Consider the following 24,404-nt stretch of genomic DNA (forward strand, 5'->3'; position numbering starts at 1 on the left):
AGCTCACTTCGCGCCATATCCGTTGTACAGCGTGCCGAAGAAATCGCCCTTTTTCCACGCCGGGCGCTGGTCGGCGTCGGCGATCTCGCGCGCGATCACGTAATTCGCCTCGATGAAGCGGACGCCCTGATCCCACATGATTTCGGGATTGGTAATCTCGTCCGACGGCTTGTGATAGCGGTTCGTCAGAAAGCGTTCGAAAGCCTCCTTGCCGACGCCCGCCATGCCCGGCCACAGGAAGACCGACGGCACGCCCTGCTGGACGAAGCGATAATGGTCGGACCGCACGAAGAAGCCCTGTTCGGGCATTGGATCGGTGCCCACGCCGACCCCGACGCTCGCGGTGGCGCGCGCGACGGTCTCGCCCAGCGTCGAACGCGCCGCACCGAACGCGATCATGTCCTCGAACTTGTAGGTGATCACCGGCATGTCGAGATTGACGTTCGCGACAATCTTGTCCTTCGGCACGGTCGGGTTGTGCGCAAAATAATCGGCACCGATCAGCCCCTTTTCCTCGGCGGTGACCGCCAGGAACATGACCGAGCGGCGCGGCGCCTTGCCCGGATCGCGGAAGCGCTTGGCCTCCTCGATCAGCGACGCGATGCCCATCGCATTGTCCATCGCGCCATTGTAAATCGTGTCGCCCTTCGCATCGGCGCGGCCGACGCCGACATGGTCGAGATGCGCGGAGAGGACGACGACTTCGTCCTTCAGCGCCGGGTCGCTGCCCGGAATGATCCCGGCGACGTTGCTGCTCATCACCATCTTGCGCTCGGTCTTGAGCGCGGCGGCGAGCGTCGCGCGCGCGGCGAACGCCTTGAGCTGCGGCTTGTTCGCCTCGACCGCCTTGATCGCGGCGGCCCAGCCCTTGTCGTCGCCGAACAGCTTTGCCGCACCCGCGATGCTGATCACGGCGAGCGACGGCGTGCCCTTGGCCGGGAGATGGCCGTTACCCTTGGCATCGGCCCAGGTCATCCGCCATTCCTGCCAATGGTCGGCGAGCTGCGCGAAGGGGCGGCGCGACCCCGGCGTCTCGATTACGATGACGCCCGCAGCACCCAGCTTTGCCGCGATCACCGCCTTGTTGGCGTTGCTGCCGAAATGCGCGCGCTCCTCGCCGTCGAAGCCGCCCGGCGCGCCGGACAGGATCGCGACGATCTTCCCCTTCGCGTCGACGCCCTTGTAATCGTCGCGCTTGAGGTGCGGGGCGACGATGCCATAGCCCGCGAACACCACGCCTGCGTCGATCACCGTGCTCAGTCGCTCGGGGTCGCCACCGGGGATATAGTCCTTGCCGAACTCCAGCGTCACCGGCGTCCCGCCGCGCGTCACGGTCAGCGTTCCCTTGTCAGCGGGACGGAAGCTCAGCAGCGGCACCGACTGGAGGTAGCTGCCGTTATCCCCCGCAGGGCGCAGCCCCGCCGCATAATATTGCGCGGCGACATATTGCGCGGCGATGTCGTACTCGGGCGACCCGGCGTCACGGCCCTTCATCGCATCGGACGCGAGGAACATGACATGCGCCTTCATCGCCGCTTCGGCGGGGGGCAGCGGCGCGTTGACGCGCGCATTGTCCTCGGCGCTGGGGCCAGCAGGAGCCTTGGCATCCTGCGCCAGCACGGTGGGGGACAGTGTGATCAGCGTGAATGCGATCGTCGAGCGCAGCAGACGGGATTTGATCAAGGCTTCGTACTTCCCATTGAACCAAAGAATGGGTTGAGGCGTAGCATTCCGACGATACACCGCAATCGAATTTCGCGTGCTGTCCCCCGCGCCCGCGCGTAAAGGCCAAAACATGATCGACGTTCTCGACGCCACACCCACCGTCCAACCCCGCGTGATCCGGCGCGAAGACTATGCCACGCCCGACTGGCTGGTGCCCGACATCGCGCTCGATTTCGACCTCGCCCCCGGCTGCACCCGCGTGCGCGCAACGCTTTCGGTGACGCGCAATGGCGTGCATAATCGTCCGTTGCGCCTCGACGGTGACGCGCTGACCGCGCTTGCAGTGCGGGTCGATGGCGCGGAGACCCAGTGGCGCATGGACGGCCCGACGCTGGTGATCGACCTGCCCGGCGATGCGCACGAGATCGAGACGCAGGTCGAGATCGTGCCCGAGCGCAACAGCCAGCTGATGGGCCTCTACGCCTCGGGCGGTAACCTCTGCACCCAGTGCGAGGCGGAGGGGTTCCGCCGCATCACCTTCTTCCCCGACCGCCCCGATGTGCTGTCGCGCTATCGGGTGAAGATGACGGCGGACAGGGCGCGCTATCCGGTGCTTCTCGCCAATGGCGATCCGATTGCGTCGGGCGATGCCGGAGATGGCAAGCATTGGGCCGAATGGCACGATCCCTTCCCCAAGCCCTGCTACCTGTTCGCATTGGTCGCGGGTGACCTTGCCGCCAATCGCGGCAGCTTCACCACCGCGAGCGGGCGCGAGGTCCAGCTCGCCATCTGGGTGCGCGAACAGGATCTGGCGAAGACCGACCATGCGCTTCACGCGCTCAAGCTCAGCATGGCGTGGGACGAGCGCGTCTATGGCCGCGAGTACGATCTCGACGTGTTCAACATCGTCGCCGTCGACGATTTCAACTTCGGCGCGATGGAGAATAAGGGGCTGAACATCTTCAACAGCCGCTACATCCTCGCCGACCCCGATACCGCGACCGATTACGACTATGACGCGGTCGCCGCAGTGGTCGCACACGAATATTTTCACAACTGGTCGGGCAACCGCGTCACCTGTCGCGACTGGTTCCAGCTGAGCCTCAAGGAAGGCTTCACCGTCTATCGCGACCAGTGTTTCTCTGCCGATCAGGGCTCGGCTGCGGTCAAGCGCATCGAGGATGTCCGCGGCCTGCGCGCCGCGCAATTCCCCGAGGATGCCGGCCCGCTCGCCCATCCCGTGCGACCCGACGACTATATCGAGATCAGCAACTTCTACACCGCGACGATTTACAACAAGGGTGCCGAGGTGATCCGCATGATCGCCACGATTCTGGGTCCGCAGAAATTTCGCGCGGGCAGCGACCTGTATTTCGACCGCTTCGACGGGACGGCGGCGACGTGCGAGGATTTCGTCGCGTGCATGGAAGAAGCGAGTGGGGTCGACCTTGCCCAGTTCCGCCTGTGGTACGCGCAGGCAGGAACCCCGCGCGTCTCCGCGACGCTGGAGCATGAGGTGGACGGCGCGCGCGCGACGCTGACACTGCGCCAGAGCCTGCCACCGACTCCAGGCCAGCCGGTCAAGGAGCCGATGCTGCTTCCGCTGAAGATCAAGCTGTTCGGTGCCGAGACCGCCGCACCGCTGGCCGATGAGCGACTGGTGCTGCTCGGCGATCCTCAGACGGTGATCACATTCGACGGGGTGACGGAGCGTCCGGTACTTTCGGTCAATCGCGGCTTCTCGGCTCCCGTCATCGTCAACACCAACCGCAGCGCTTCCGATCTCGCCTTCCTCTCGGCGCATGATGACGACCCCTTCGCGCGGTACGAGGCGATGCAGCAGTTGATGCTCGATACATTGGTCGGTGCAGTGACCCGCGGACATGTCGATCACGGTCCGGTGATCGAGGCGGTGGCAAACACCCTTTCCGATCCCGCGCTCGACCGCGCCTTTGTCGCCGAAGCGGTGCTGCTCCCGTCGGACAGCTTTATCGGCGACCAGCTCGCCGTGGTCGATCCCGAACTGATCTTCCAGAAGCGCGAGGCGTTGCGCCGCGATCTCGGTCGTGCGCTCGAGCAGCAATGGCGCGCGATCTACGAAGGCGAACGCGCCAACCGCTTCGAATATTCCCCTGCGGGGAAGGGGGGCGCGGCGGATCAAGTCGGTAGCGCTTGGATATATCAATGCCAGCGGTGCCGCAGACGGCCCGGAACTGGCATTCGCCCAGTTCGAAACAGCCGACAATATGACCGATCGCCAGGGCGGGCTGATGACGCTGGCCAATCTCGCCTCCGAAACGGCCGATGCGCGGCGCATCGCGGCGCTCGACATCTTCTACCAGCGCTATCGCGACAATGGCCTCGTGCTCGACAAATGGTTCCAGACCCAGGCGCTGTCGACCCGTCCGGATACGCTGGCCGCGGTGCAGGAACTGTCGCGGCACCCCGACTTTACGCTCGCCAACCCCAACCGCGCCCGCGCGCTGGTCGGCGCGTTCGCAGTCAACCAGCGCGCATTCCACGGTGCCGATGGCGAAGGCTATCGCTTTGTCGCGGACCAGTTGATCGCGCTCGACAGGCTTAACCCCCAGACCGCCGCCAAGCTGGTCCCGCCGCTCGGCCGCTGGCGCCGCTTCGACGCTGCGCGCGCGACCAGGATGCGCGCGGAGCTGGAACGCATTCTTGCCCAGCCCGGGCTGAGCAAGGACATGACCGAACAGGTGAGCAAGAGCCTGGAAGGGTGAACAATCACACCATGACATTGCGGCTGCGCGCTATCGTGGCGTTGGCCACATTGAAGCTATCCGGAGTAAGTTGATGCGCAAGATCGCCCTCGCCGCCCTGCTTCTCGCAACCACCGCCTGTGGCGGCGCGCCCGACGGCAACCAGAGTGTCGCGCAGGACGCGGGCTATGACCTTGCCGGGCAGAAGGCGAAGCTCGCCGTAATCGAGATGAAGCCCGATACCAGCTTCCTTACCGAAGAAGAGCGGCGGGTGGTCAATCTGCTGATCGAGGCGTCGAACATCATGTCCGACATCTACCGTGCCCAGCGTGACCCCAACTGGCGTGACACACGCGCTGCGATCGCCAAAGAGGGCGATGCCTTGAAGCTCGAAATGTATGACCGATACTTCGGTCCGTGGGACGAACTCGCCGAAAAGCGGGCCTTCTGGGGAACGGGCGCGATGCCCGAAGGTGCGGGCTTCTATCCGACCGATCTGACGCGCGAGGCATTCGACGCCTATCTCGCCGCGAATCCAGGGGAAAAGGCGGCGCTGACCAGCCCTTACACCGTGGTGGTGCGTGACGGGACGAAGCTCAAGGCGATCCCCTATTCGGTCGCCTACAAGCCGGAGCTGACCAAGGCAGCCGCGCTGCTCGAACAGGCGGCGGCAATCACCACCAATCCCAGCCTGAAGAAGTTCCTGACGCTGCGCGCAAGGGCATTCCTGACCGACGATTATTATGAGTCGGAACTGGCGTGGATGGACCTCAAGGACACTCCGATCGAAGTCGCGATCGGGCCGTATGAAGTCTATACAGACCGGCTCCACGGCCAGAAAACCGCGTTCGAAAGCTTCGTCACGCTGAAGGATCCCAAAGAGTCCGCCGCGCTCGACAAGTACAAGCGGTATCTGCGCGACATGGAGGCGAACCTCCCGGTCGAGGAGTGGCTCAAGAACTTCCAGCGCGGCTTCGAATCGCCGATCGCGGTGGCGGAGCAGGTGCGTGGTGGGGGCGACAACGTCCCCGGCGTCCAGACCATCGCCTTCAACCTGCCTAATGACGAACGGGTGCGTGAGGCGAAGGGCGCCAAGAAGGTGATTCTGTCGAACGTGCTCGGCGCGAAATATGACCGTATCCTCGCGCCGATGGCACCTTTGGTGCTGGTTCCCGACCAGTCGAGGCTGGTGGTGAAGAAATATATGCAGCTCGGCACGCTGTTCCACGAATTGTCGCACAGTCTGGGGCCGGGGACGATCACCGTCGGGGGCGCGAAAACAACGGTCAGCGAGGCGCTCAAGGATCAGGCATCGGCGCTCGAAGAGGCGAAGGCCGATGTCATGGGCGCGTGGAATATCCTGTTCATGATGGGCAAGGGCGAGATCCCGGCTGCGGAAAAGCCACAGCTATTTGCCACCTATCTCGCCGGGACCTTCCGATCGATGCGCTTCGGGATCGAGGAGGCGCATGGTCGCGGTGCGGCTATGCAATATGGATATATGAAGGCGAAGGGTGCCTTCGCCTGGGACGAGCAGTCTGGCCGCTACCGCATCGACGATGCGAAGTTCGAGGCGGCTCTGCGTGACCTGTTGCGCGAGATGATCGTGCTTCAGCACAATGGCGATTACGCAGGGACCAAGGCGTTCATGGCGAAATGGGCGGTGCTCGACGACCCCGCAAAGCGCGTGATCGCGTCGATGGGGGCGATTCCGGTCGATATCCGCCCGATCTATCCGGACCGCGTGTGAATATTGCCCATGCGCCGCGTTGGCTGATCCTGCTCGCGCTCGCGCTGGCGGCGCGGGCGATCACCTTCGGCAACCCGATTCTGCATGTCGACGAGGAGTTCTACTTCGTCACCGCGCGGGCGATGCTCGACGGCGCGCTGCCCTTCATCGAGATCTGGGACCGCAAGCCGATTGGCCTGTTCCTGCTCTATGCCCCGGCGGCCGCACTGGGATATCCGGCGGGGATCTGGGCCTATCAGGTCTTCGCGCTGATCGCGCTTGTCGGGACAGCGGCGCTGGCGATGCGGCTGGCGGAGCGCGCGGGGTGGTCTCGCGGCGCGCTGCTCGCGGGTGCGGCGGTCGTGTTCTGGCCGAACCTGATCGACGGGCAGGGCGGGCAGGCACCCGTCTTCTACAATCTGCTGGTGATCGCGGCGGTCACGCTAGTCGCGCCGCGCGCGGACGGGACGATTCCATCGCGACTGGTCTTGCGCGGGTTCGGCGCGATGGCGTTGATGGGGTTGGCGCTCCAGGTCAAATACTCGGCGGTGTTCGAGGGCGCGTTCATTGGCCTGTGGATGATGTGGGGTCTGTCGCGCAGCGGCGCTACGCTGCCCCGCGTCTTCTCGACCGGGGCCATCTGGGCGGCGGTCGCGCTCGCTCCAACCGCGCTTGCGTTTGGGGCCTATGCCGCGCTCGGACAGGGCGAAGCATGGCTTTATGCCAACTTCCTCTCGATCCTCGACCGCAACCCCGATCCGCTGACCGCGCAGCTCACCAATCTCGCGATCATCGTCCTCATTCTCTCACCGTTGCTTGCTTCGGCATGGCTCGCATGGTGGCGGGGCGAGCGGACGCCGGTGCGCGGCTTTCTGTTCCTCTGGGCGGCGGCGGCGCTCGCCGGGCTGCTCGCCTTTGGTTCCTATTTCGACCATTACGCCCTGCCGTTGATCCCTCCCCTGGCAATCTGCGCGGCTGGCTTCTGGGGCGACCATCGCCGCTTCGCACTGGCCATTCTCGCGCTCGTGCTGGTCGGCGGGCAGGTGGTGCTGATCGCCAAGCGCACAACGCGCGGCACTCCGGGCGAGATCGCGGCCATAGCGCGGACGATCGGCGCGGGGCCGGGTTGCCTGCACGTCTATTCCGGCTCGACGATACTCTACCCGATGACAGGAAGGTGCACGGTTACGCCCTGGGTATTTCCCAGCCACCTCAGCCGCACGCGCGAACGCGGCGCGATCGGCGTCGATCAGGCGGCGGAAATCGACCGGATTCTGGCCCTGCGCCCGGAATGGGTGGTGATGCGCAAACCCTATCGCGGCGAGCGGTCCGAAATCCGCGCGCAAATGCTGACGGGGGTCGAGGCCGGCTATGCCCGCGTTGCAGTGATGCCGCTCGGCAACGAACGCTACGCCCTCTGGCGCCGCGGCAGCCCCTCGGCGCGTTCGGCGATCAGTTCCGAATAGAGCGAGACCAGCGCGATCGCGTGATCCCGGTCGGACAGCACCTGTGCGGCGGCGTGGCGCGTCGCGGCACGCAGGATCGCCGGCTCGCGCGCGAACATTCGCCCGATCGCGTCGGCGCAGGCGCGTGCGTCGCCCGCGCGGTATGTTTCGGCATAGAGCGGATCGGCGACCTCGGCGCACCCGCCATCGTCGGGCACGATCAGCGGCAATCCACTCGCCAGTGCCTCGCACGCGACCAGCCCGAACGGTTCCTGGTCCGATCCGTGAATCAGCGCATCGGCGCTCGCCATGATTCGGCTGAACCGTTCGCGGTCATAAACCGGGCGGAACAGGCGGATATGCGTGTTGCCCGCGATCTGCCGTTCCAGCGCGACGCTCTGCGGCCCTTGCCCCAGCAGCATCAGGCCGACCGGGACATCGGCACCGGCAGCCTGCACCGCGTCGATCACCAACGGCCAGCGCTTCTCCTTATGGTGCCGCCCCAGCCCGATCAGTAAATGCCCCTCGGGTGGCAGGTCTAGCTGCGCCAGCATCGACGCACGCAGCGCCTCGTCGCGCAAATCGGGGGAGAAATGGTTGCGGTCGATCCCAAGCGGCATCGCGGCGTCGACGTGGAGCCCGCGACGGCGGTACCGCTTCGCCAATGCCGGGCCATTGGTCACGAAGGCATCGTATTTTGCCAGGAACCTGCCCATGTAACGGGTGTACCAGCCGAACATCCGCTCGACCCGGTCGATGGTCGCGATCCCCTCCAGCCAGCGCTGGGCATAGGCACCGATATTGTCGTTGTGCGCAAAGAACACCTTGAGCGCATCGCCTGCCCAGTCGCCGATGAACCAGGCCGGGCGCCAAGGGGAGCTGTTCTCGACCACATCAGGCTTGAGATCGTCGAGCAGCCGGGTGACCGCGCCCGGATCGTTGAACAGCCAGTAATTGCGGTCGACGATCAGCGACGGCGACTTGACCCAGTAGATGCGCCCGCCATCGGGGCGGTCCTCGACCCGATCCTCGTGGAACGGGGCTATGACGATCAGTTCATGACCAAGCTCGGCCATGATCCGCATCTTGCGGTCGAGATAGGTCCGCACCCCGCCACCGGTCGGCGAGTAATATTCGTTGATATCGACGATCCGCATGGCGCGCGTCTCAGTCCGCCAATGGGGCAAAGCCGGACAGACCGCGCAGATACTGTGCGCGGATCGTCACACTGGTGCCGCCCGAACCCACGTTGATGACCGCTTCGCTCAGCTGCGGCCGACTTCTCCCCAACTTCCGGTTGCTCGGGAACCCGGCGCCGTCGCGCCAGAAATTGAACTTGTTCTTGCCGTCGCGGTCATGGGTAAACAGCAGCGCATACCGACCGGGCCGCGGCGCGCGGATGCACAGATTGACCGCGCCGTTCTGGGCCGGGGTCGACCAGATCCGTGCGAAGAACTTGCCCTCGTTCTTCAGCTTGGTGTCGTCTTTCAGGAAATCGTCCTCGTTGGCCGGATACAGCTCCAGCTTGAACCTGCCGGTGCGGTCCTTGAGGCCGGTGACGGCGACACGCACCGACGGGCTGCTGCCGTTGCACGCGGCATCGGCATCGATCAGGATCTGCGCCCCGGCGGGGGCGGCTCCGAACGCGGCGATCAGGGCGGCGGACATCAGCAGGCGCACGATTCTCAGCTCTCCTTGGTAGCCAGCCCGAGCAGCGCGAAGCCGGCGATCAACGCCATATGGACCAGCAAGGTTAGCGCTGCGGTGAATGCCAGCAGCTCCGACAGCGCCTGGCCCTGGCCGATCAGAATGATCGCGAAATTGGCGAACAGCAGATCCTTGTTCGGGACGAAGGGCAGGCGTGACACCAGCAGGCGCGCGGCGGCCAGGATCAGCCACATGCCCAGCGAGACGTCGGGCATCGCGAAATGCCAGGCAAGGGCGACCAGAATCGATCCCAGCAGGATCCGGACCGAATGCATGCCGAAGATCCACCACAACATGCTGCGCTCAAGCGAAAACACCCGCTTGGAGAAGATCAGAAACGGCAGCGACATCGCGATGATGATACCGATCGATGCCAGCGCGGTGTTGTACTGCGCCGGCGTCAACAGGTTCGTGGCGAGCGGAAGCGCGGCGACCAGCATCGCCAGCGTGATGCCGTTGCCGGCAATCGCCGAAAGGATCGAGACGTCCTTGACCGCGCCGAACGGTGCGGCGACCATTCGCGTCCGCTGTCGTGCCCAGGCATAGAAATAGGCTTCGCCTGAATAGCCGAGCACGACTTCGTTCGCGATGCGCTTGCGGTGCAGCGCGATCATCCCGCTGGGCGGGATCGCCCATAGCCGCCGGAAGATCAGATAATCGAAGGTCGGCGGGCCGAGGTAGAAGAGCGTGAAGAAAATGTAGAAGACCCAGCTGTCTGGCGCGGTCTGTGAGAGTCCGGCAAGTCCCTTGTCGAGCAGTTCCTTGGCCAGACCGGCGACCATGAGCAGCGATACCGCCGCGCCCAGCAGCATCGGCCAGCGACGCCGAATCTTCTGGATCGGCTCCAGCGCGGCAAGATCTTCGGCACCGGGAAGCGGTGCGGGATCGGCGACAGTCGTGTTCATCGAGCCTTGCGCTCCCGGCGGTTCAACATCGGCCAAATAGGACGCCCTCTCCGGGAACATTGCGGTCGCATATCGTCACGTCGCGACCCGACAAAGCTCCACAGCCTTGCCCGTTGACGACAGATTGCGGTTTCTTCGCGGGGCGATTTGGGCTTTAGCAGGGCAAGCTACAAGCCCATGGCAGATTTCCGTGACCCCGCCGCCCACATATTGAGCTTCGCCCAGACGCTGAAGGGCGGGGGAGTCGAGCGCGCGCTGCTGCGCATGGCCGACGGTTGGGCCCGCGCCGGACGGCGGGTGACGCTCGTGATTGGTGAGCCAGGCGGGGCGCTGGCGCATGAGCTTCCCGACGGAGTGGCGGTGCATTCGCTGGGCAACACCGCCTATCGGGCATTGTTCGCCCTTCCGGATATCGTCCGCGCGCTCCGTCCCGACATCGTCTTCTGCCCTGGCAACCACTACACCGGCGCGGCCTGGTGGTTGCGGCGGCGGCTGCGCGGCGCGTGCCCCCCGATCGTCGGCAAGGTCTCGAACGCGCTGGTCCGTCCCGATCTGCCGCGCGGTGCCGGTGTTGCCTACCGCGCTTGGCTGCGCATGCACCCTTCGTTTCTCGACGCGGTCGTCGCGATGACCCCGGCGATGGCGGAGGAGGCCGCGCGCACAATGGGCCTGCCGCCGGGGCGACTGGCGGTCATTGCCAATCCTCCGGCGCTGCCAATTCCCAATGCGGTACTGCCGCCGATCCCCGAGGGGCGCTTCATCCTCGGCGTGGGCCGACTCGCGCCCCAAAAGCGCTGGGAGCGACTGATCGCAGCGGTGCCGCGCCTCCACGATGCCGAGGTCAAGCTCGTGCTGCTTGGCGAGGGCGAGGAGCGCGCGCAACTCGAACGACTTGTCGAGCGGCTCGGCCTTTCGGATCGCGTGTCGATGCCCGGCCATGTCCCCGACCCGCTCCCCGCAATCGCGCGCGCCGACGTCGTTGCGCTCACCTCCGAGTTCGAAGGTGTTCCCGGCGTGGTGCGGGAGGCGCTCGCCGCTGGAACGCCAGTGGTCGCAACCGATTCGAGCGTCGCGATCCATGAGTTGATCGACTGCGCGTCGCGCGGTTCGGTGGTCCCGCCGGGCGACCGCGCGCGGCTGGTCGGCGCGCTCAACCATTGGCTGATGCCGGGGCGTCAGCGACCCGAACCTCTGGTGGAATCCGGGCCGGAGCCGATCGGGGCGTATCTCGATCTGTTCGACCGTCTCGTCGCTCAGCGGGGGCGGTAGCTGACGCCGATCCACAGTGTGCGCGGGCTCGAACGCTCAATCACGCCAGTGCCGCTGACCGCCGTTTCGACCAGGGCATCGGTCAGATTTTCGCCCCGCGCCTCGATCGCCACGGCGCTGGTGATGGGCACGCGCAGCACGGCATCAAACGTCAGCGCATCTCCCAGTGCGCGCAGGTTGAGGTCGTCCTCATACTGCGTCGCGACGTAGCGCGCAGTCGCGGACAAGCTCAGCCGCTCGCCCGAATAGCCAAGATTTGCCGAAATCTGATGCGGCGCGGTCTGGGCGGGCCGCAGCCCGTCGAGCAGCGCGGCGGCTCCCGATGCCTGCACCCGCGCATCGGTGAAAGCCCAGGACGCCCCCGCGCGCCATGGTCCGCTCTGCCAGCCCAGATCGACCTCGACTCCGCGCGATTCGATCGCGTCGAGATTGCGCCGCGCGCGATAGGCACCGCCCGCCGCGACGAACCCGACCCCGGGGAAATTGCCCGGCCCGCTGCCCAGCGTCACATTGCCGATCGCATCGTCGAGCCGATTGAGAAACGCCGTCGCGCGCAGGCTGAGCCCCGTTACGGGGATCAGGTCGATCCCGACCTCCGCCCCGCGCAGCCGCTCGGGCGATAGCAATGGGTTAGCGGCGGTCGCATCGGCTCCGGCACGGAACGGGCGATACAGCTCGTTGAGCGTGGGCAGCCGCCAGCCCGTATAAGCCGCAGCGCGCAGCGTGACGTGGTCGATCGCGCGCACCGCCGCGCCGATCCGCGCGCTGCCCTCCCAGCCGGAGCGGTCGGTATGGCGGGTATCGGTGAGCGGGGTTCCGCCGGCCAGCAACGCCTCGAACAAGCGGCCGTCGCGGATCGCCCAGCGATCCGCGCGTGCGTCGGCGGTGAGGGTCAGGTCGCCGCGCTCGAGGGAAAGGTCGGCGAACAACCCGGCCGTGCTGCTCTCTCCGCCCGCGACCCGTCGGCGCGTCGGACTGCCCGCGACGAAGCTGTAGAGTTCGTTGGTTTGCCCGCTCACCATCCGCAGGTCGCCGCCCGCGCGCAGCGTCCAGCCGGCGCCGACCGGCGGCTCGATCTCGATCCGCAGCCCGCTGCCGCTTGCGGGGACATGCTGGTCGAGCGTCGGGGTCGCCGTGTCACGCGTCGCGCTGATGCTCGCAAAGCCGCTTGAGAAATCGCGATGCTGGAGCCAGCCCGTCGCCGCCCAGCGCCAGCGCCCACTGCCGATCAGGCGCAAGCTGGCGTCCGCACCACGGCTGAGCACCGGGGTGAAATCGGTGCCGCGATCGCGCGAATCGGTGAAGGCGGACAGGTTTGCCTGCAATTCGACCCCCGCCGCGACCGGCGCGACACCGCGCAATGCGATGCCCATCTGCTCATAGGGGGCCGCACGATCCGCCGCGCCACGCTGGCCCGCGACGATCGGCACAAATCCGTCGCCGCGCGCGAATTGTATCGCCCCCGTCAGTTCGCCGCCGCCGCGCTTCGCGCCGCCGGTCGCGACCAGTTCGACCGAGTCGCGGCTGCCATAAAAGCCGGTCAGCGCCACCGGCCCCAGCGTCGCCGCATCGGCGCTGAACAGCTCGACCGTCCCGGCAAGCGCGCCCGCGCCATGATAGCCGCTCCCCCCCGCGCGTGACGCGCACCCGCGCCAGCCGCTGTGGGAGCGTGGCGGGGAAGGGGACCCAGCCGCCGAACGGATCCGCCTGCGGCACGCCGTCGAGCAACAGAAGCGCGCGGCTCGATGCATTGCCCCCGATACCGCGCAGGCTGATTCCCTGCGCCGTCGGATGCGCCGAGCGCAGAATCGGCGCGGCGGAACTGCGCCACCCCGGCGACATCGCGCAGTGCATCTTCGAGCCGTCCCGACGCGCTGTCGGTCAGCCGGTCGCGGTCGATCTCGACCGTCGCCAGAGCCGCCTCGCCCGGCGGCGCGTCGAGCCCGCGCCCGACTACTACTACCTCCTGCGCGGCGGCGGGGAGGGGCAGGGCAAGGAGTAGCAAAGGGGCCGCGCCCCTCATGCCGGCTTGGCTCGCTCCGGGCTGGCCGCGACAAAGGCGTCGAGCCCGCACGCCGCCGCATCGGCCGCCAGCAGCGTGGGGAAGGCGTCGAGCGGCACGTCGAACCGCCGCGCATTATACATCTGCGGCACCAGCATCACGTCCGCAATCCCCGGTGCAGTTCCGCCCAGGAACGGTCCGGCCCGCGCCGTCGCCTCCAGCGCGGTAAACCCCTCGACAATCCAGTGACGATACCAGTCGGCCTTGCCCCCCTCGTCCGCGCTGAACCGCGCCTCAAGTGCCTTCAGCACGCGCAGATTGTTGAGTGGGTGGATGTCGGCGGCAATCAGCAGCGCCTGTGCCATCGCATCGGCGCGCGCAAGCGGGTCGACCGGGATCAGCCGCGGCTGCGGATAGGTCGCGTCGAGCCATTCGATAATCGCGAGGCTTTGAGTCAGGATACGCCCGCCGCCGATATCGAGTGCGGGCACGAACCCCTGCGGGTTGCGTGCCAGATGCGCGTCGCTGCGCTGTGCCCCCTCGACCAGATGCACCTCGCGCCGCTCATGCGGCACGTCCTTGAGATTGAGCGCGATTCGCACGCGATACGCGGCGCTGGACCGGAAATAATCGTAGAGGATCACGCTGTGTTGCCTTCTTCCTTGGGGTCGGGCGGCGGGGTGGCGTCGTCTGAGCCGTATCCGGCCGCGACCGCCTGTTCCGACCGCCGTTCCAGCGCGACCTTGATCATCGCCACGATCGGATCGGCGAGCGCGAGGCCGAGAAAGCCGAACAACGTGCTCATCAGGATCTGCGATGACACGGTGAGCGCCGGGGGCATGTCCACGGTCCGCTTCGCGACCAGCGGCAGCAGCACATAGCCGTCGAACGTCTGCACCCCGAAATAGATGGCGATCGCCCACAGCCCTTCGGTCGGCCCTGCGCTGAATCCCACCGCGACCATCAATACGCCCGAGATGAACGCGCCGATATTGGGAATGAAGGCGAGCATCCCGGTGATGATGCCGAGCAGCAGCGCCATCGGCACGCCGACCACTTCGAGCAAGACCCAGGTGATGAAGCCTTCGAACACCATGCCGAGCAGGCGTCCGGCGAGCAGGATGCGCATCGTCCGCGCCATCCGCGCCAGCGTGATCGCGAACTGGTCGCGCGACGCCATAGGAACCATCCATTGCAACCCGCGCTCATAGATTCGCGGCTCCATCGCCACGAACAGCCCGATGACGAGGACGAGGAAGAAGCTCCCGATCGCCCCGATCGCGCCGCCGATAAATGAGGTCAGGCGCCCGACCGATCCCAATGCCTGTTGGGCAAGGCCAGTCAGGTCCGAAGCGGCGGGCATGATGCCAAGCTCGCTCAGCCAGGCGCTGATCCGCAGCGCCTGTGCCTCCAGCGTCGCGCGGAGCTGTTCGGCCTGCGCGGCGATCTCGACCCCGGTCAAATAGATCACCCCGCCGATGAACGCGACCACCCCGATCACCACAATCGTCAGCGCCAGCCCGCGCGGGATCGGCATCGCGCGACGGATGAGCCGCGCGCCCCCGTCCAGCATCGACGCCACGACCAGCCCGGCAAAGATCAGCAGCAGCGGCTGGATCAACAGCACCACCAGCGCTGCTGCGATGGCGAGTCCGAACCACACCGACGCGCGGCGCAGTTCGGCGCGCATCACCGGATCGCGCATCTCGTTGGGGCCGGGGGCCTGGGTCACGTTCACGGATTCGTCGGCGGCACTCGCCATCAACTCATTCCTCCGGTCGGTCGGGGTGCAGCGAATTTCCCGCGCGTCCCGATCGGAACGATCCTGCCCAACTCAACGGGTTCCAGCTTGCGCTGCCGTCGAGACTGAAGGTGATAAACTCCGCGCGCCCGCCGATATTCTCGATCGGCACCGCGCCGCCCAGCCCCTGCTGGGCCTGGGTCATGCGGCTGTCCGCGCTGTTGTCGCGATTGTCGCCCATCAGCCAGACATGGCCGGCCGGGATCCGCAGCGCCGGGAAATTGTCGGCGCGGGTCGGGCCGATGTCGATGGTATCGTAGCTTGCGCCATTGGGCAGCGTTTCGCGGACAATCTCGACATTGCACACCGCCGCGCCCGATGCGTCGCGGCCCAGCGCGCCGGGATAATGGTCGGGATCGCAGGTCAGATTGCCGTCGACCTTGAGCGCGCGATTGCCCAGCTTCTCGCGCTGCACCGCTCGCCCGTTGAGATAGAGGATGCCGCCATGCATCTCGATGGTGTCGCCGGGCAGGCCGATCACCCGCTTGATATAGTCCGACCGCGCATCGGTGGGGGTCACAATGACGACGTCGCCGCGCTCGGGCAGGCTGCCGAACAGCCGTCCCTTCATGAATGGCAGGACATGGAAGGTCGGGGTGACATAGCTGTATCCATAGGGATATTTTGTCACCACCAGCCGGTCGCCGACCAGCAAGGTCGGCATCATCGACTCCGACGGGATGTAGAAGGGCTTGGCGATCAGGCTGTGGAATCCCAGCACCGCGATCACCAGCCAGAAGATGCCGCGCGCCTCGCTCCACCAGTCGGTGCCGCCGCGCCCTTGGTCTCCCTCGCCCGTCAACGCCAGCTCCTCGGCCATTCCGTCTCTCTCACCCGCCCGATACGGGCAGCGCTTCGATCACCACCAGCGCCTGCGCCCAGGGGTGGTCGTCGGTCAGCGTCAAGTGCACCTTCACGACGTGACCCGGTGGCGTCATCGCGTCAAGCCGCGCCTTGGCACCGCGGGTCAGGGCCAGTGTCGGCGCGCCGGACGGTGCATTCACCACGCCGATGTCGCGCATGAACACGCCAGACTTGAAACCGGTCCCGACCGCCTTCGAAAAAGCCTCTTTGGCAGCAAAACGTTTCGCGAGCGTTGCGGCATAGCCCATCGGCCGCCGCGCCGCCTTGCGCAGCTCGAGTTCGGTAAACACCCGCTTCTCGAACCGCATGCCGAACCGGTCCAGCGAATTCTGGATTCGCTCGATGTTGCACAGGTCAGAGCCGATGCCGATGATCACGGCGCATTTGTCCCGATCTGGCGATCGGGAGTGCGGCACCAGCCCGCTCCCCCACCCGGCCACCCATTCCAGAATATCCTGCCGATGGGTGGCCGGGTGGGGGAGCGGGCTGGTGCCGCTGCGCCGTCAGGCGCAAAAAGCTTCACCGCGCCGCATCCATCAGGTCGCGCATCCGCCTCACGACCGGGGCCAGCCCCTCGAAGATCGCCTCGCCGATCAGGAAATGCCCGATATTCAACTCCGCCAGCTGCGGGATCGCCGCGATCGGCACGACATTGTCGAACGTCAGGCCATGCCCGGCATGCACCTCGATCCCGTTCTTCGCCGCCAGCGCTGCGGCGTCGGCGATGCGGCGCAGTTCGGTGGTCTGCGCCTCGCCCTCCAGCTCGCAATAGCGACCGGTGTGCAGTTCGACGACCGGCGCGCCCAGCCGGATCGCCGCTTCGATCTGCGCGGGATCGGGTTCGATAAACAGCGACACGCGGATATTCGCGGCCTTCAGCTCGGACACCATCGGCGCCAGCAGATTATGCTGCCCCGCCGCGTCCAGACCGCCCTCGGTCGTCCGCTCCTCGCGCCGTTCGGGTACGATGCACGCCGCATGCGGGCGATGGCGCAGCGCGATGGCGAGCATCTCGTCGGTCGCCGCCATTTCCAGATTGAGCGGGACGGTCAGCTCCGCCGCAAGCCGGGCGATATCATCATCGGTGATGTGCCGCCGGTCCTCGCGCAGATGTGCCGTGATCCCGTCCGCCCCGGCCTCAGCCGCGAGCAATGCCGCGCGCACCGGATCGGGATAGCCGCTTCCGCGTGCATTGCGCACCGTGGCGACGTGATCGATGTTCACGCCAAGGCGGAGGTGTTGGGTCACGCCGCCGCCCGGCTGCCGGGCTTGATCGCCGGGATTGCCGCCAGCTCGGGCGGAACCGCGTCGGCATCATAACTCGGCACATCGAGCCGGATCAGCGGGAAGAAGGGGACGCCAAGGTCGGCGGTGCCGTTCGACCGGTCGACCAGCGACGCCGCCGCGATCACCTCGCCGCCCGCTTCGGCAATCGCCTTCATCGCCTCACGCGACGAAAGCCCGGTGGTGACGACATCCTCCATCATCAGCACCTGCTGCCCCGGCTCCAGCCGGAAACCGCGTCGCAGCTCAAAGGTACCGGTGGGTCGCTCGACGAACATTGCGTCGACATTGAGTGCGCGCGCGACTTCCTGCCCCGCAATGACCCCACCCATCGCCGGGGAGACGACTGCAGTAATCCGGTCGCGCAGCTCTGCGGGAATTTTTGCCGCCACCGCCTGTGCCAGCCGCGCCGCGCGCGCCGGGTTCATTAACACGCGCGCGCATTGCAGGTAACGCGGGCTGCGCAGTCCCGACGACAGGATGAAATGCCCCTCCAGCAGCGCCTCTGCCGCCCGGAATTCGCCCAGCACCTCGTCGTCGGTCACGCGTCCATCCCCGCCTGATTGTTTCGCCCCGCATCTAGGGTTCGGGCGGGTTCCCCGCAACACCGCGACCAAAAAGAGGATTCGACAAGCTTGAGGCGCGCGCGCGAGGTGCTATAGGCCAGCCTCGACGGGCGGATTGCGTCCGCGCGACCGGCAGAGCCGGCGCCCCCGCACAGGGGCAAGAAGGACAGGGGTTGATTGAGACGATGCGCATGCATGGATTGAAGGCGATCGTGCTGGCTGCGGGCCTGGCGCTCGCCGGGGGCATGGCCCAGGCACAGACCGCGCCAGAGGCGCCGGCAGCCACCGCGCCGGTGACGGCTGCGACGCCGGGGGTCGCGCCCGCTGCGGCCGCTCCCGCCGATGCTGCGGCTCCGGCTGCGCCCGCAGTGGCCGACCCGACGCTCAACGCTGACGGTACGCCCAAGACCGCGCCGGTTCCCGGTATCGGCCTTCCCGTGGACGGAAAGCTGGGCATCCAGCCGCAGGTGACGGCGCTCGGTGCCAGCGCGGCGCATTTCCATGACTGGATTTTGCTGCCGATCATCACCCTGATCTCGATCTTCGTCCTCGCGCTGCTCGCCTGGACGATCATCCGCTACCGTCGCAAGGCGAATCCGGTACCGTCGAAGACCAGCCACAACACGATGATCGAGATCGTGTGGACTGCGGTGCCGGTGCTGATCCTTGCCTTCATCGCCTGGCCGTCGATCGCGCTGCTCGCCAAGCAGTTCAAGCCCGCGCCCGACAATGCCGTGACGATCAAGGCAATCGGCAACCAATGGTACTGGTCCTACGAATATCCCGACCATGGCGGCATTTCGATCACCGCCAACATGCTCAAGGAAAAGAGCGAGGTTCAGCCCGGTCAGCGCTTCCGCACCGACGCGGACGGCCCGCGCCTGCTGGCCGCCGACAACCGCGTCATCGTGCCGGTCGGCACGCCGATCCGCCTGATCGCGACTGCCAACGACGTGATCCATAGCTGGGCGATCCCTGCATTCTGGATCAAGATCGACGCGATCCCGGGCCGCCTCAACGAAACCAGCTTCACCGTCGAGAAGCCGGGCGTCTATTTCGGCCAGTGCAGCGAGCTGTGCGGTGCGCGCCATGCGTACATGCCGATCGTCGTCGAAGCGGTCAGCCCCGAAGTCTTCGCGCAGTGGATCGCGGCCAAGGGCGGGACGATGCCCGCCGCGAAGACGCCGTCGGCCGCCGCCCCGGCCCAGCCGGGCAGCGACGCCGCCGACGACACAGCGACTCCGGCGAACGGCATCGTCCCCGCCGGCAACGACACCGTCGACGCGACCGCCGCGGGCGCCACCACCAATCAAGCCGCCACCGGCAACACGGACAATTGAGCATGACCGACGCAGCACGCGACGCGCACGCCTTTCAGGCGCATGACGACCATCACCACGACGCGGACCACAAGCCCGGATTTTTCGCGCGCTGGTTCCTGTCGACCAACCACAAGGACATCGGCACGCTGTACCTGATCTTCGCGATCGTCGCGGGGATCATCGGCGGCGGCATTTCGGGCATCATGCGCCTTGAGCTGGCCGAACCGGGCATCCAGCATCTCGGCTGGATCGCGGAGATCGTTCATGGCGGTCCGCAGACCTTCGACGAGTCGCTGCACTTCTGGAACGTGCTGATCACCGCGCACGGCCTGATCATGGTGTTCTTCATGGTCATGCCCGCCATGATCGGCGGCTTCGGCAACTGGTTCGTTCCGATCATGATCGGCGCGCCGGACATGGCGTTCCCGCGCATGAACAACTTGTCCTTCTGGCTGCTCGTCCCGGCCTTCCTGCTGCTGCTCGCCTCGCCCTTCTTCGGCGGCGGCGCGGGCGTGGGCTGGACGGTCTATGCCCCGCTCTCGACCTATGGCGAGCCGGGGCCGGCAGTCGACATGGCGATCCTCTCGCTCCACCTTGCGGGCGCCAGCTCGATCCTGGGCGCGATCAACTTCATCACCACCATCTTCAACATGCGCGCGCCGGGCATGACCCTGCACAAGATGCCGCTGTTCGTGTGGTCGGTGCTGATCACCGCTTTCCTGCTGCTGCTCGCGCTGCCGGTTCTAGCCGCCGCGATCACGATGCTGCTGACCGATCGCAACTTCGGCACCACCTTCTACGATCCCGCCGGCGGCGGCGATCCGGTGCTGTACCAGCATCTCTTCTGGTTCTTCGGCCACCCCGAAGTGTACATCATGATCCTGCCGGGCTTCGGCATCGTCAGCCAGATCGTCGCGACCTTCAGCCGCAAGCCGGTGTTCGGCTATCTCGGCATGGCCTACGCCATGGTCGCGATCGGCGTGGTCGGCTTCGTCGTCTGGGCGCACCACATGTTCACGACGGGCATGAGCGTGAACGTGAAGATGTACTTCACCGCCGCCACCATGATCATCGCGGTGCCGACCGGCATCAAGATCTTCAGCTGGATCGCGACGATGTGGGGCGGGTCGATGAGCTTCAAGACCCCGATGGTCTGGGCGATCGGCTTCATCTTCCTGTTCACCGTGGGCGGCGTCACCGGCGTGGTGCTCGCGAATGGCGGCGTCGACGATTACATGCACGACACCTATTATGTGGTCGCGCACTTCCACTACGTCCTCTCGCTGGGCGCGGTGTTCGGCCTGTTCGCCGGCTTCTACTATTGGTTCCCGAAGATGTCGGGCCGGATGTACAGCGAACTGCTGGGGCAGCTGCACTTCTGGGTGTTCTTCGTCGGCGTGAACGTGCTGTTCTTCCCGCAGCACTTCCTGGGCCTTCAGGGCATGCCGCGCCGCTACCCGGACTATCCGGACGCCTATGCGTACTGGAACGAGATCTCCAGCTGGGGCTATGCGATCATGCTGGTCGGTATGGCGATCTTCTTCATCAACCTGTTCTGGTCGCTGTTCGCGGGCAAGCCCGCCCCCGACAATCCCTGGGGCGAAGGTGCCACGACGCTGGAATGGACCCTGTCCAGCCCGCCGCCGTTCCACCAGTTCGAAACCCTGCCGGTGATCGACGACGACAAGCATCACTGAGCTGTCGAACGGCTGAACTACGAAACGCCCCGGGAGGAAACTTCCGGGGCGTTTTTTGTGATGGATTTGCCCCGAGAGCCGATTAACTACGGCTGTTCAAGATTGGGGGCTTCGACAATGCAGGATGTCGAGTTAGATCTAATCCGTTCAATGCTGCGTCGAGCTGAAACTCTGCATAAGGAATTGGGTCGAACATACGGCCGTGATCTCCACAATAAGACCATCAGTCATGACGCGCTGAATCTCACTCATGAGATAATCGAAAAATGCTCCAATGCTCTCGACCAGGCGATGGCGCTGCTTTGGCAGCGGAATATAAAGCCACATCTGTCGAAAGTTCCAACGAGAGGGGGTTATTTTCCGGCGGCGAAAGATGAGAACGGGTATCGCTCGACTATGGGCCAGTGGGGCGTAGCCAACTTGGCTGCTCTAAATCCGACAATCGACGCGAAGTTGCGGCAGCTCCAGCCGTTTGCTCGATCCGAGAACAGCATTTATGCACGCATCAAAGAGATCGCAGCAACAAAGCACACCGGTCTCCAGCCTCAACGAAGGTATGAACAACAAAGTCGCGTGAATGTCATTTCGGGCGCAGGTCAGGTGTCGTGGGGGCCGGGAGTGACGTTCGGCCACGGGGTGTCTGTGCTGGGAGTGCCGATCGATCCGCGAACTCAGATGCCTGCACATACGCAGGGCATTGACGTGACGATCGAGCATTGGGTCAGTTTCCATTTCGAGAAAGGTGGCGAGGATGCCCTTGGCTTCTGCCAAGCTGCAATCGTTGCAGCTCGCCGAGCGATAGGTGTAATGTTCGATTAGGCGCTGCCACCCTCGCCACCACACCCTTCCCCCGCGCCCCAACCGCGCCTATAGCGCCCCACAAATGTCCGTTGCCAACCACGCCCTGACCATCCCCGCCGACTGGCGCGATTTCCTTGCGTTGACCAAGCCGCGCGTGATGAGTCTCGTCGTGTTCACCGGCCTGTGCGGCATGATCGCGGCCCCGGTGCCGATCCACCCGGTGATCGGCTTCACCGCGATCCTGTGCATCGCATTGGGCGCGGGCGCGGCGGGGGCGCTCAACCAGTGGTATGAGGCGGATCTCGACGCCAAGATGAAGCGGACGCAGAGCCGTCCGCTGCCCGCCGGGCGGATGGATCGCCAGTCGGCGCTCCATTTCGGCGTCGGCGTCGCCGCGCTCTCGGTCATCCTGATGGGCCTCGCGGTCAATTATGTCGCGGCCGGCATCCTGCTGCTGTCGATCCTGTTCTACGTGCTGGTCTATACCGTCTGGCTCAAGCGGCGGACGCCGCAGAATATCGTGATCGGCGGCGCGGCGGGGGCGTTTCCGCCGCTGATCGGCTGGGCGGCGGCGACCGGCGATGTCGCGTTGCTCCCGGTGCTGCTGTTCGGCCTCGTCTTCCTGTGGACCCCGCCGCATTTCTGGGCACTGGCCCTGTTCGTGAAGACCGACTACGCCAATGCCGGCGTCCCGATGCTGCCCGTGGTGGCGGGGGGAAAAGGCGACGCGGGTCCAGATCGGCCTCTACACGATTCCCATGGCGGTCGCGGCGGTCGCGCCCTGGCCGCTCGGCCTGACCGGGAGCCTCTATGGCGTGGTCTCGATCGCCACGACCGCGCTGTTCGGCCTGCTCGCGCTCCATGTCGCGACGCGCATGGCTAGCGACGACGACACGATGAAGCCCGAAAAGCGTCTGTTCGCCTATTCGATCTCCTACCTGTTCATATTGTTCGGCGCGGTTGCCGCCGATAGGATGATGGCATGACCCCCGACGACCAAGAGCTGATCCGCGCCCGCCAGAAGTCGCGCGCCCGCGTGCTCGCCATTCTGTTGTTCGCGTTCGTGGTCCTCGTCTTCGCGATCAGCATCGTGAAGATTCAGGCCGGCATGCCGCTGAGGGCGACATGATCGTCGCGCTGCCACAGGATCGGAAACTGCGCACCGCGATGTTCGCGGTGCTGGGCGTGCTGGCGATGACCGGCCTCGCCTTTGCCAGCGTGCCGCTCTACCGCCTCTTCTGTCAGGTCACCGGCTTTGGCGGCACCACGATGCGCGCCGACGCGGCTCCAGGCGCGGTGGACGGCAAGATCACCGTCGCGTTCGATTCCAATGTCAGCCCCGCGCTGAGCTGGAAGTTCAAGCCCGAGCTGGCGTCCGACACCATCTCGATCGGCGCGCGCGACATGGCCTTCTACACCGCGACCAACAGCGGCACCGTGCCGATCACCGGCACCGCGACCTACAACGTCACGCCCGAGGCGGCGGGCAAATATTTCAGCAAGATCCAGTGTTTCTGCTTCACCGAGCAGACGCTTCAGCCGGGCGAGACGGTGCGGATGCCGGTGATCTATTTCGTCGATCCGAAGATCATGACCGATCCGGATACGAAGGACATTGAGAAGATCACCCTCTCCTACACATTTTACCCAGTGGATTCCGCCAAGCCCAAGGGCTAGGGAAGCCGACGAATAACGCCAGAAACGAACAGGGACGGACGATGGCAGGCGCCAAGAACCACGATTTCCACATTCTCCCGCCCAGCCCGTGGCCGCTGCTGACGTCGCTCGCCGCTTTGTGGCTGGCGGTCGGCGGCCTCATGTACATGAAGGAAGCCGCGCATGGCGGCTGGGTGCTGCTCTCGGGCTTCGCCGCCGTCCTGTTCTGCATGATGTCGTGGTGGGTCGAAGTGGTGCGTGAGGCAAAGGCCGGCGACCACACCCCGGTGGTCCAGCTCCACCTGCGCTACGGCATGATCCTGTTCATCGCGTCGGAAGTGATGTTCTTCGTCGGCTGGTTCTGGGCATGGTTCGACTATGCGCTGTTCCCGGTGGCGATGACCGTCAGCGATCATGGCAGCGTCGTCGATCTGGCGGCGGACGCGGTCGCGGTGTTCCCGGCCAAGGGGCTGGAAGTGCTCCCGGCGTTCGAGTTGCCGCTGCTCAACACCTTCATCCTGCTGCTGTCGGGCACCACGGTGACCTGGGCGCATCACGGCCTGATCCACAATCAGCGCGGCGGTGAACTGAAGGGCCTTTGGGGCGCGATCGGCGTTGGCGAGAATGATGTCGTCAAGAAGGGGCTGTGGCTGACGATCATCCTCGGGCTGATCTTCTCGGGCATCCAGGCGTATGAATATGCCCATGCGCCGTTCGTGTTCGGCAAGACCAACTATTCGTCGGCCTTCTACATGGCGACCGGCTTCCATGGCTTCCACGTGATCGTCGGCACCATCTTCCTGATGGTCTGCCTGCTGCGTGCCTATCAGGGCGATTTCACCCCGCGCCAGCATTTCGGCTTCGAAGCCGCTGCCTGGTACTGGCATTTCGTCGACGTGGTGTGGCTGTTCCTGTTCGTCGCCGTCTATGTCTGGGGCAGCGCGGGTGCGCCGGTCCATGGCGCCTGA

At 65.7% G+C, this 24,404-nt stretch carries 22 protein-coding genes and 2 pseudogenes; 12 read left to right on the plus strand and 12 right to left on the minus strand.

Annotated elements, in window-relative coordinates:
• Nucleotides 1-3: 3 nt before the first annotated feature.
• The gene (locus LRS08_RS10165) at nt 4-1,683 is read right to left on the minus strand and encodes a M28 family metallopeptidase (RefSeq protein WP_260480679.1); all 1,680 of its coding nucleotides are present in this window, start codon (nt 1,681-1,683) and stop codon (nt 4-6) included.
• Between the two features lie 112 nt (nt 1,684-1,795).
• Between LRS08_RS10165 and pepN the strand changes: the two are divergent.
• From pepN to LRS08_RS10180, 3 genes and pseudogenes are all read left to right on the plus strand, one after another.
• A pseudogene (gene pepN, locus LRS08_RS10170) lies at nt 1,796-4,409 on the plus strand (aminopeptidase N).
• 73 nt (nt 4,410-4,482) lie between these two features.
• Nucleotides 4,483-6,138 carry a dipeptidyl-peptidase 3 family protein gene (locus LRS08_RS10175; RefSeq protein ID WP_260480680.1) on the plus strand — a complete coding sequence of 552 codons (1,656 nt, stop codon included), beginning with the start codon at nt 4,483-4,485 and terminating at the stop codon, nt 6,136-6,138.
• Nucleotides 6,135-7,583 (plus strand): hypothetical protein, encoded by a 1,449-nt coding sequence (locus LRS08_RS10180; protein ID WP_260480681.1) that lies wholly within the window; start codon nt 6,135-6,137, stop codon nt 7,581-7,583. Before LRS08_RS10175 ends, LRS08_RS10180 begins: the two co-directional genes overlap by 4 nt.
• On the opposite strand, the gene LRS08_RS10185 is transcribed toward LRS08_RS10180, so the two are convergent.
• Genes LRS08_RS10185 through LRS08_RS10195 form a run of 3 tightly spaced genes read right to left on the minus strand, consistent with a single transcriptional unit; the run spans nt 7,526 to nt 10,174 of the window.
• Entirely contained in the window at nt 7,526-8,719 is a 1,194-nt protein-coding gene (locus tag LRS08_RS10185; RefSeq protein ID WP_257843789.1) for a glycosyltransferase, read from the minus strand. The genes LRS08_RS10180 and LRS08_RS10185 overlap by 58 nt on opposite strands.
• 10 nt (nt 8,720-8,729) lie before the next feature.
• A complete protein-coding gene (locus tag LRS08_RS10190) occupies nt 8,730-9,230 on the minus strand; it encodes a DUF2141 domain-containing protein (protein WP_257845444.1) in 501 nt (166 codons plus the stop codon).
• A gap of 17 nt (nt 9,231-9,247) precedes the next feature.
• Nucleotides 9,248-10,174, minus strand: a complete 927-nt coding sequence (locus LRS08_RS10195; protein WP_257843788.1) for a hypothetical protein — start codon at nt 10,172-10,174, stop codon at nt 9,248-9,250.
• A 177-nt stretch (nt 10,175-10,351) separates the two neighbouring features.
• Between LRS08_RS10195 and LRS08_RS10200 the strand changes: the two genes are divergently transcribed.
• Complete coding sequence (locus LRS08_RS10200) at nt 10,352-11,443, plus strand: glycosyltransferase (protein ID WP_260480682.1); 1,092 nt, start codon at nt 10,352-10,354, stop codon at nt 11,441-11,443.
• Here LRS08_RS10200 and LRS08_RS10205 read toward each other — a convergent pair.
• Together LRS08_RS10205 and LRS08_RS10210 are read right to left on the minus strand one after the other, a co-directional pair.
• Complete coding sequence (locus tag LRS08_RS10205) at nt 11,428-12,816, minus strand: TonB-dependent receptor (RefSeq protein ID WP_260481668.1); 1,389 nt, start codon at nt 12,814-12,816, stop codon at nt 11,428-11,430. The genes LRS08_RS10200 and LRS08_RS10205 overlap by 16 nt on opposite strands.
• A 4-nt stretch (nt 12,817-12,820) precedes the next feature.
• Entirely contained in the window at nt 12,821-13,297 is a 477-nt protein-coding gene (locus LRS08_RS10210; RefSeq protein WP_312026611.1) for a Plug domain-containing protein, read from the minus strand.
• Between LRS08_RS10210 and LRS08_RS10215 the strand changes: the two genes are divergently transcribed.
• The gene (locus tag LRS08_RS10215) at nt 13,194-13,445 is read left to right on the plus strand and encodes a hypothetical protein (protein ID WP_260481708.1); all 252 of its coding nucleotides are present in this window, start codon (nt 13,194-13,196) and stop codon (nt 13,443-13,445) included. The two genes, LRS08_RS10210 and LRS08_RS10215, sit on opposite strands and share 104 nt — an antisense overlap.
• Before the next feature lie 17 nt (nt 13,446-13,462).
• On the opposite strand, the gene maiA is transcribed toward LRS08_RS10215, so the two are convergent.
• From maiA to pyrE, 6 genes are all read right to left on the minus strand, one after another.
• A complete protein-coding gene (gene maiA, locus LRS08_RS10220; protein WP_257843783.1) occupies nt 13,463-14,089 on the minus strand; it encodes a maleylacetoacetate isomerase in 627 nt (208 codons plus the stop codon).
• Nucleotides 14,086-15,207: an AI-2E family transporter gene (locus tag LRS08_RS10225; protein WP_257843782.1), complete on the minus strand. Its 1,122-nt coding sequence runs from the start codon at nt 15,205-15,207 to the stop codon at nt 14,086-14,088. The genes maiA and LRS08_RS10225 overlap by 4 nt, the downstream gene beginning before the upstream one ends.
• Before the next feature lie 4 nt (nt 15,208-15,211).
• Entirely contained in the window at nt 15,212-16,066 is an 855-nt protein-coding gene (gene lepB / locus LRS08_RS10230) for a signal peptidase I (RefSeq protein WP_257843781.1), read from the minus strand.
• A gap of 10 nt (nt 16,067-16,076) precedes the next feature.
• Complete coding sequence (acpS, locus tag LRS08_RS10235) at nt 16,077-16,487, minus strand: holo-ACP synthase (RefSeq protein WP_257843780.1); 411 nt, start codon at nt 16,485-16,487, stop codon at nt 16,077-16,079.
• A 142-nt stretch (nt 16,488-16,629) separates the two neighbouring features.
• Nucleotides 16,630-17,358, minus strand: coding sequence for a pyridoxine 5'-phosphate synthase (locus LRS08_RS10240; RefSeq protein WP_257843779.1), 729 nt, complete (start codon nt 17,356-17,358; stop codon nt 16,630-16,632).
• A complete protein-coding gene (pyrE, locus tag LRS08_RS10245) occupies nt 17,355-17,939 on the minus strand; it encodes an orotate phosphoribosyltransferase (protein ID WP_257843778.1) in 585 nt (194 codons plus the stop codon). Before pyrE ends, LRS08_RS10240 begins: the two co-directional genes overlap by 4 nt.
• A gap of 212 nt (nt 17,940-18,151) precedes the next feature.
• On the opposite strand from pyrE, the gene coxB reads away from it, so the two are divergent.
• From coxB to LRS08_RS10280, 7 genes and pseudogenes are all read left to right on the plus strand, one after another.
• On the plus strand, nt 18,152-19,300 hold the full coding sequence (gene coxB, locus LRS08_RS10250) for a cytochrome c oxidase subunit II (protein WP_257843777.1): 1,149 nt from the start codon (nt 18,152-18,154) through the stop codon (nt 19,298-19,300).
• Between the two features lie 2 nt (nt 19,301-19,302).
• A complete protein-coding gene (gene ctaD / locus LRS08_RS10255) occupies nt 19,303-20,979 on the plus strand; it encodes a cytochrome c oxidase subunit I (RefSeq protein ID WP_257843776.1) in 1,677 nt (558 codons plus the stop codon).
• Nucleotides 20,980-21,096: 117 nt separating this feature from the next.
• Entirely contained in the window at nt 21,097-21,798 is a 702-nt protein-coding gene (locus LRS08_RS10260) for a hypothetical protein (RefSeq protein WP_257843775.1), read from the plus strand.
• 64 nt (nt 21,799-21,862) lie between these two features.
• A pseudogene (locus LRS08_RS10265) lies at nt 21,863-22,766 on the plus strand (heme o synthase).
• Nucleotides 22,763-22,909 (plus strand): hypothetical protein, encoded by a 147-nt coding sequence (locus LRS08_RS10270; protein ID WP_257843773.1) that lies wholly within the window; start codon nt 22,763-22,765, stop codon nt 22,907-22,909. Before LRS08_RS10265 ends, LRS08_RS10270 begins: the two are co-directional and overlap by 4 nt.
• On the plus strand, nt 22,906-23,457 hold the full coding sequence (locus tag LRS08_RS10275; protein WP_257843772.1) for a cytochrome c oxidase assembly protein: 552 nt from the start codon (nt 22,906-22,908) through the stop codon (nt 23,455-23,457). The genes LRS08_RS10270 and LRS08_RS10275 overlap by 4 nt, the downstream gene beginning before the upstream one ends.
• 41 nt (nt 23,458-23,498) lie before the next feature.
• Entirely contained in the window at nt 23,499-24,404 is a 906-nt protein-coding gene (locus LRS08_RS10280) for a cytochrome c oxidase subunit 3 (RefSeq protein WP_257843771.1), read from the plus strand.

The sequence above is a fragment of the Sphingomonas sp. J315 genome, from assembly GCF_024666595.1.
GTDB lineage: Bacteria > Pseudomonadota > Alphaproteobacteria > Sphingomonadales > Sphingomonadaceae > Sphingomonas.

Bases quoted from the DNA above. Each gene is read 5' to 3' on its own strand.
- LRS08_RS10175 (WP_260480680.1), top strand. From the start codon at position 4,483: ATGCGCAAGATCGCCCTCGCCGCCCTGCTTCTCGCAACCACCGCCTGT.
- LRS08_RS10270 (WP_257843773.1), top strand. From the start codon at position 22,763: ATGACCCCCGACGACCAAGAGCTGATCCGCGCCCGCCAGAAGTCGCGC.
- LRS08_RS10210 (WP_312026611.1), bottom strand. From the start codon at position 13,297: ATGCACTGCGCGATGTCGCCGGGGTGGCGCAGTTCCGCCGCGCCGATT.
- lepB (WP_257843781.1), bottom strand. From the start codon at position 16,066: ATGGCCGAGGAGCTGGCGTTGACGGGCGAGGGAGACCAAGGGCGCGGC.
- LRS08_RS10275 (WP_257843772.1), top strand. From the start codon at position 22,906: ATGATCGTCGCGCTGCCACAGGATCGGAAACTGCGCACCGCGATGTTC.
- LRS08_RS10200 (WP_260480682.1), top strand. From the start codon at position 10,352: ATGGCAGATTTCCGTGACCCCGCCGCCCACATATTGAGCTTCGCCCAG.
- LRS08_RS10205 (WP_260481668.1), bottom strand. From the start codon at position 12,816: ATGGGCATCGCATTGCGCGGTGTCGCGCCGGTCGCGGCGGGGGTCGAA.
- coxB (WP_257843777.1), top strand. From the start codon at position 18,152: ATGCATGGATTGAAGGCGATCGTGCTGGCTGCGGGCCTGGCGCTCGCC.
- LRS08_RS10260 (WP_257843775.1), top strand. From the start codon at position 21,097: ATGCAGGATGTCGAGTTAGATCTAATCCGTTCAATGCTGCGTCGAGCT.
- LRS08_RS10225 (WP_257843782.1), bottom strand. From the start codon at position 15,207: ATGGCGAGTGCCGCCGACGAATCCGTGAACGTGACCCAGGCCCCCGGC.
- LRS08_RS10190 (WP_257845444.1), bottom strand. From the start codon at position 9,230: ATGTCCGCCGCCCTGATCGCCGCGTTCGGAGCCGCCCCCGCCGGGGCG.
- LRS08_RS10280 (WP_257843771.1), top strand. From the start codon at position 23,499: ATGGCAGGCGCCAAGAACCACGATTTCCACATTCTCCCGCCCAGCCCG.
- ctaD (WP_257843776.1), top strand. From the start codon at position 19,303: ATGACCGACGCAGCACGCGACGCGCACGCCTTTCAGGCGCATGACGAC.
- LRS08_RS10195 (WP_257843788.1), bottom strand. From the start codon at position 10,174: ATGAACACGACTGTCGCCGATCCCGCACCGCTTCCCGGTGCCGAAGAT.
- LRS08_RS10185 (WP_257843789.1), bottom strand. From the start codon at position 8,719: ATGCGGATCGTCGATATCAACGAATATTACTCGCCGACCGGTGGCGGG.